The following is a 7967-nucleotide window of genomic DNA, read 5'->3' as shown; positions in this document are numbered from 1 at the left end:
AGACGGTGACTGTCACCGTTGGTAACCCGGATGCTCCGGCGCCGACCCCGTCGGTGACTAAGGGTGACAACACCACGGTTCCGGCTAACAACGAGCCGCACACCGTTGGCAAGGTTGAGAACCCGACTGGTGATGAGACCGGCAAGCTCGTCGATAAGGACGGCAAGAAGATCCCGGACTCCAAGGTCGAGATTGACCCGAAGACTGGTGAGATCACGGTAACCGTGCCGGAGGGTACTGACCCGCAGGATGCCAAGGTCATCGTCTCCAAGGGTGAAGGTGAAGACGCCGAGAAGATCGGCGAGATCGATGTGAAGATCGTTGATCCGAACTACGGTGAGCCGACGGAGGTTGAGGCTGGTAAGACCGAGACCTCGAAGAACCCGTTCGGTGACGCCAAGGTTCCGGCAGGTACCGAGGCCATCGGTACCCCGTCCAACGGTTCCGATGACTGGACGTTCGACACCGATAAGGATTCGGGCGTCGTCACGGCGAAGGCTCCTTCTTACGAGAAGGTTGGCGAGAAGATCGCTGAGAAGCTGCCGGAGATCCAGAAGCAGGAGAAAGGTAAGCGTTGGGATGAGTTCGTGAAGATCTTCACCCCGTTTGCGAAGCCTTCTGTGGATGTTGAGTTCACCTACCCGGGCGGTTCGAAGGACAGCGCAACCGCTGGCTTCGACCTGGTTGGCAAGGACGGCAAGTCCCTGCTGGATCCGGACGGCGACTTCGATGGTGACGGCATCTCGAACCGTGAGGAGATCGAGAAGGGAACTAACCCGGCCGACGAGAACTCCGTACCGTCCGAGGGCGGCGATGTCGAGGACAAGACCGCTCCGAAGGTGAACCCGATCAAGCCGGGTGATAAGACCATCTCCGGTACGGGCGACCGTCCGAACGAGAAGATCATTGTTGAGTTGCCGGGTGGCAAGAAGGTTGAGACCGAGACCGACAAGGACGGCAAGTGGACCGTGAAGGTTCCGGCTGATGTCGAGCTCAAGCCTGGCGACAAGGTGATTGTTTCTGACGGTGCTGATAACAAGACCACTGAGCAGGTTGGTATCGACACCGGTAAATGTGTTGCTACTTCCCTCGGCTTCGGTTTGCCGCTGTTGGCGCTGATCCCGCTGGGTCTGGCGTCGCAGATGGAGATCCCGGGTCTGTCCAACGTTGTGGCTGACGCGAATGCTCAGCTGCAGGCAGCGAACACCCGCATCCAGCAGCAGCTGGGTCTGTTCAACCCGGAGATTGCCGCGCAGGTTGATGCCGCGAACCGTCAGCTGGCACAGTTCGGCACCGACATCGGCACTGTTGCTGCGGGTCTGGCGTTGATTGCCGCAGGTATCCTGGCTGGCACTCTGATCTACGACAACTGCTCGCCGAATGGTGGCGGCAGCTCTGTGAAGGATCTTGAGCTGAAGGGATCTTCTGGTAAGACCTACGCTGGTTCTTCTAAGAAGGATGGCAAGGACGCTGAGTCCGGTTCTTCGAAGAAGGACGAGAAGGCTGGCGACAAGACTGCTGACAAGAAGTAGTAGTTCCGTCTAGTCCGGCTGCTTAGCCCCTGTTCTCCCCGACGTGGGAGAACAGGGGCTACTGCTTTGTCTACTGTGCTGCGAACTTGCCACCGAACCTCCGGTAGATGGACACGTGAAAGAATTCTGTCACGTGTAATCACCTTTCCGGGGGTATTTTTGCTGCACTTAGCAAATTTTTACTCTGCAGGGGCGCCCCTGGGTGAACATAGCGGTATCTGCGCAGAACGCGTGGATTTGTACAGGTCTGCATGTTGTGTGCCGGGCAGATGTCCAAATCGGATCACTTACGTAATGCACAGGCGACTTAGTGGAGACTTGTTAAAGAGGTTGTAGGCCTGCAGTTATAGATCTTCGATGTCTTGGGGAGCCGCCGCGGTGTGATACGAAAAACGTGGGAGGGGTCTTGCTGTCTGGTGGAGGGTTGCTTACTTTAAAGCGTAGAGGCCCTGTCATATCTGTGTGCTTTTCGTTTGTCAGGGCCGCGGATCTTTTGGCACCCGATTCTCTCGAAGGGAAATCTCGTGGAAAAACGTAACATCGTGCGCCGTCGAGGCACGTCCGTGGCGGCAGCCGCGCTCTCGATCGCGTTAGTCGCACCGCTCGCGCAGCCGATCGCAGTGCCTGGCGCTGCCGCTGCAGCATTCGCTGCAGAAGCGGATGCGGACAACGCCGCACCTGACAACAACGCTGGCGCGCTCGAGAACGACTGGCTCCAGCAGAACAACGACAACCTTGAAGGCGAGTTCAAGCCGGGTGAGAATGAAACTGGCTGGCGTCACGTCTATTGGGCAAATGGTGGTGAGAAGGGTGTCACCCAGCCGAAGCCGGTAGAGGGCAAGCCCGGTGTGTACAACATCGACGCCATTGCCCAGCAGCAGATCACCAACGGCATCCACCTGTCTAACGTGGCAGGCCAGGGCAAGGACGTTGTCTCCGGCCGCGCTTCCATTGTCACCCCGCGCGGTGGTGGCCAGCTCACCACCACCTACCAGGGCTTCAAACCGGTTCCGTCGACGGTGCCGGTGTACTTCCAATGGATCGATTCGGACGGTGCCCGTTCCCCGATCTACCAAACCCACACGCACGACCTTGAGGGGCCGTCCGCAGGTAAGGGCATGTACGCATTCGCGGTTCCGGAGTGGGTTGATGCCTCCGGCAAGAAGCACCGCTTCAAGGCAGGCATGGGCCAGCGCTACCGTGTGTGGGCGGATGCCACGCCGCACGATTACGGCGATGAGGGCAACCCTGGCGCCCCGGAGGGGGCCTACGACAACGGCACTCAGAACGAGCTGGTGCCTGTCCGCACCACTGGTGCAGGTTTCCCAGGTGCCTTCGGCATTGCGTCGGGTTCCGCACTCGGCGAGTTCCCGGCTGCCATCAACGTCAACGGCAACATGCAGCGCACCGGTGTGTGGTTCTACGAGCGTCCGTATGAGCCGGGCAAGCCGGAGAACAACTACATGAAGGCCGAAGGCGATGCTGTCACGCTGACGGAGGATATGGCGGACGCCAGCGCAGAGATTGGCTCCAAGCTTATCGAGGACCCGTTCGGCCCCATCAAGTACGCGGGCGCGCACCGCGATCCGCTGTGGAAGCGCACGGTCTCCGGCAAGATCTGGCACGAAACCGGCAACAACAACCAGCTGTTTAACGTCGGCGACTCGGTTGGAGACGCGCCGGCAACGGGTGCACAGGGCTACAAGGTGTTCGCCTCCGCGCTCACCCCGGAAGGCGCCGCCAGCTACGACACTGAGGTGGACTCCCTCGACCCGTGGAACCGCGCCGAGAAGGCCAAGGAGTGGATGAAGGCCCACCCGGAGTTCATCGCCGGCACCGTCTCCGGCGCTCCGAACGAGAAGGGCGAGTACACCTTGCGCTTCCCGGAGTCGCTGTTCCCGGGTAAGGACCAGGCGTATGCAAAGGGCACCCCGGACGGCTTCCAGCGCCACCTGTACGTGTGGGTCGAGGACGCCGAAGGTCGTGTGGTTGCGGCACCGACGAACTACTCGCAGCCGGAGTTCATGGTGGTGGACCGTAACTCGCAGTGGAATCCAACCGGTACGCCGAAGCCGTTGAACTCCTTCGGCTACTCCCGCATCTTCAACATGAACATGGCGTTGGTGAAGGATCCAGACCTGGAGCTGAACATCACCAACTACAACAACACCAACAACCCGGCCAAGCGCGGCAACACCGCCCAGGTCGTGATTGACGGTAAGGATCAGCTGCCTGTTGGTGCCCAACTCGAGTGGCGCGACGGCAATGGCAAGGTGCTGAAGTCGTGCACCATCGCCAGCAAGAACGACCTGCGCGACAAGAACGATCCGTCCAAGGATTGCTCTACGTTCGACGTGCCAAAGGACGCGACGCACGGGTCGTACTACTACGCGGCGCTGACCAACGGCTCGCGCGACATCTCTGTCGATTCTTTTGTGGTGCTGGTTGATACCCCGGTGTGGGATGACTTCACCGCTGATCCGAACAAGCAGGATCCGGTGACGCTGGAAAACATCGGCAAGAAGGATCCGCAGGACTTCCCGTCCAACCCCGTCTACCAAGTGTTTGACAAGGACGGAAACACGATTGCTGAGGGGCCACTGACTGGCGACGATCCAGTTGGTGTCAGCATCGACCCCGACACCGGTGACCTCACCTTCGATCCGAAGGAGCAGAGCACCGAACCGGGTGAGAAGTACACCGTCAAGGTGTACGACGAGATCTACAAGACCGACCCGGACACTGGTGACGTTGTCACGGACGAAGAGGGCAAGCCCGTCGTCGAGGAGAAGCGCTTCATCGACGATGCGACGATCTCTTACCTCGCCGTCGCCGACGACTACGAGCCGTCCTACGACGAGTATGTCTACGCGCTGGGCAGGGGCGAAACCGCAACTGGCAAGGGCGAGATCCGAGCGACGTTCACCGACGTCACTGACATGGACAACCCGGTCACCGTCGCACGAGAAGACATGGACCCGAAGCTCGGCGCCATGGGCGACGGCAAGGAGCAGTCCAAGGCGTTTGAGTTCGCTCCGCTCCCAGAGGGCTGGAACTTGGTTGCCAAGGCTGGCGACGTGAAGAACCCGGGCGACATCTCCATCGACTCCTGGGCTACGTTGCGCAATTCCCACAAGAAGGACCGCGGCCAGATCACCTTCATCCCTCCGCAGGGCGCTAAGGCTGGCGACGAGTACGAGCTGCCGGTGAAGGTGACCTACGCTGACGGCACCGAAGACTCCACCACCGCGAAGATCACCATCGTGGGCAAGGTCGCGGACCTGTACGACGTGGACTACGGCGAGGCGATCGCCAGCGCTGGCGGCAGGCCCGTCACGCTGGACCCGATTGTCACGCGCAACACCGGTGTCCCGGCATCGGCACCGGAGGGCACGAAGTACGAGCTGGATCCGGACTTTAAGGTTCCGGCAGGCTACGGCATCGAGGTTGACCCGGACACCGGCGTGATCACCGTGACGCCGCCGGATAACGCAACCGACGCGACCGAGAAGGACTTCGAGGTCCCGGTGTTGGTCAACTACCCGGATCAGACGATCAACGGCACCAGGGTCACCGGCGGCCAGGACAAGGCAACCGGCCGTGTCCTGCTGGACTCCGACGGCAACGGTGTCCCGGACATCCGCGATGTTGTGGTCACCCCGCAGGACCAGGAGGTCGACGAGGGCGATGAGATCACGCCGATCGAGGTCACCCCGGGTGACCCCGAAGCCGAGATTACGTTCAACCCGGAATCGGGCAACAAGCTTCCCGACGGCCTGAAGTTCGAAGACAGCAAGATCGTTGGCACCCCGGTGGTGGAAAACTGGGAGCCGGGCGAGACCGAGCGCATCATCCCGATCGAGGTCGTTGTGACCAACCCGGATGGCTCCACCGCTACGGAAACCGCTGTGGTTCGCGTGCAGAAGGATCCGAGCCAGCACAAGGTCCGCGTGCACGTCGTGCCGGAGCTGACTGTTCCGGTGGGCAAGCCGATTACGGAGATTCCGGTGCGAGCCACTGAGGCGAACGACCCGGAGAAGCTGGCGGAAGACGCCACCATCGAGGTCTTCTGGTTCGACGAGAACGGTGATCCCATCGCGGACAGCGACAACGGCGTCAACGGCCTGTCCTTCGACGAGGAAAAGTCCGCGATTGTCGGCACCCCGGAGAAAGCAGATCAGAACTACCGCATCGTTGTCCGCGCCTCCCGTGACGGCCAGACGGATGAGACGTACCTGCGCCTGCGCACCGTCGAGAACACCGACCCAGCGCTCATGCCAGGTACCGTCACCGACAAGGTTCCGGCTGACGGCACCCCGAAGGTGCTGGACGACACGGTGCAGAACGTCACCGACGGTCTGACCGGTGAGGTCCGCGACAAGGACGGCAACGTCATCGACGACGCCAAGGTGGAGATCGGCACCGACGGCAAGATCACCGTCACCGTCCCGGAGGGCACCGACCCGCAGGACGCCACCGTCGTCATCAAGGACGCCGATGGCAACCAGATCGGCGACCCGATCGATATCGAGATCATCGAGCCGGCGCCGTCCATCGACAACGGCGAAGGCAAGGTCGAGGTACTCGAGCCGGGCGCCGAGGAGCCGACCAAGCTCGACGACAAGGTCACCAACCCGACCGAGGGCATGACCGGCGAGGTCCTGGACAACGACGGCAACCCGATCACCGGCGCCGAGGTCACTGTCGACCCGGAGACCGGTGAGATCACCGTGAAGGTGCCGGAGGACGCTCCGACCGGCCCGGCCACTGTGGTCATCAAGGACGCCGACGGCAACCAGGTCGACGACCCGATCCACGTCGTGATTGCGGAGCCGACCGCAGACCCGACGACCGTTGATGACTCCAACGTCACCGAGGTCCAGCCGACCGATGACGAGCAGTCCACCGGTATCAAGGTGGACAACCTCGACGGCGACACCCGCGTCCAGGCGAAGGACGAGGACGGCAAGGTCATCCCGGTCATCGTGGATGAGGACGGAAACATCTCCGTCGTCCCGGGCGAGGATGTCGACGGTCCGATCACGGTCACCGTCACCGACCCGGATCTGCCGGGCGGCAAGACCGAGATCGAGGTCCCGGTCGCGGGCCACACCAAGGGCAAGGACGACAACGGCTCCGACCGCACCGTCGTGCCGGGCACCAAGGTCGAGGAGATCGAGCAGGGCGGCTCCGGCAAGCTCGACGACAAGGTCGCTAACCCGACCGACGGCATGAGCGGCGAGGTCCGCGACAAGGACGGCAACCCGATCGACGGCGCAACCGTCACCGTGGATCCGGAGACCGGCGAGATCACCGTCACCGTGCCGGAGGATGCTCCGACCGGCCCGGCGACCGTGGTGATCAAGGACAAGGACGGCAATGACGTCGGCGGCCCGATCAACATCGTGGTCACCGAGAAGCCTGCCGAGGAGACGGAAGGCCCGGTCGTTGTGCCGGTCGTGACCACTGTGGACGACTCCGAGGTCTCCCCGGTCGACCCGACCGACGACGAACAGCTCACCGGCATCGTCGTGCACAACCCGTCCGAGGACACCAAGGTCACCGCGGTGGACGAGGACGGCAAGGAGATCCCGGTCCGCATCGACAAGAACGGCAACGTTCGCGTCACCCCGGGCGAGGACGTGGATGGCCCGGTCGCCGTCACCATCACCGACGACAACCTGTCCAACGGCGCGGTTGACGTCGAGGTCCCGGTCAACGGCCACGAGAAGGGCGTCGACGACAACGGCGTGTCCGTCGAGGTGGACAAGGGCGGCATCAAGACCGTCGAGCCGAACGGCGAAGAGCAGGAGACGGGCATCAAGGTGAAGAACCCGTCCGAGGACACCAAGGTCACCGCGGTGGACGAGGACGGCAACCCGGTTGAGGTGAGGATTGACGACAACGGGAATGTCGTCGTCAAGCCTCAGCCCGGCGTCGATGGTCCGATCAAGGTCACCATCACCGACCCGAGCCTGCCCAACGGTTCCGTCGAGTTCGAGGTGCCGGTTGCGGGCCACGAGAAGAACCGCGACGACAACGGTTCCGACAAGCCTGTCGACGACAACGGCACGACTGTGGACGCCTCCGGCACGAACACCGTCAAGCCGACCGACGAGAAGCAGGACTCGGGCATCAAGGTGAACAACCCGTCCGAGGACACCGAGGTCACCGCCACCGACGAGGACGGCAAGGACATCCCGGCCGAAATCGACGGGGACGGCAACATCCACCTCACCCCGGGCACCGATGTGGACGGCCCGATCACGGTTACCGTCACCGACCCGAACCTGCCCAACGGCGCGGTCGAGGTGGAGGTGCCGGTGGACGGCCACGAGAAGAACCGCGACGACAACGCCATCTCCGTGGACAAGGACGGCGTCCAGCCGGTCAATCCGACGGACGAGAAGCAGGACTCGGGCATCAAGGTGAACA

General features: G+C 62.3%; 2 protein-coding genes. Both read left to right on the top strand.

Annotated features, from left to right (window positions below; genetic code table 11):
- A partial coding sequence (locus HMPREF3151_RS12020; RefSeq protein WP_168160612.1) for a SoxR reducing system RseC family protein occupies positions 1-1532 on the top strand: 1532 nt, incomplete at its 5' end.
- A 524-nt stretch (positions 1533-2056) separates the two neighbouring features.
- The coding region (locus HMPREF3151_RS06595; protein WP_168160611.1) for a YPDG domain-containing protein at positions 2057-7967 on the top strand (5911 nt) is incomplete at its 3' end.

This window comes from Corynebacterium sp. HMSC05H05 (genome assembly GCF_001807265.1).
In the GTDB taxonomy this organism is placed as follows: Bacteria; Actinomycetota; Actinomycetes; order Mycobacteriales; family Mycobacteriaceae; genus Corynebacterium.
The sequence above is the reverse complement of the archived record's forward strand: the minus strand, read 5'-3'. Positions and strand labels throughout refer to the sequence as shown.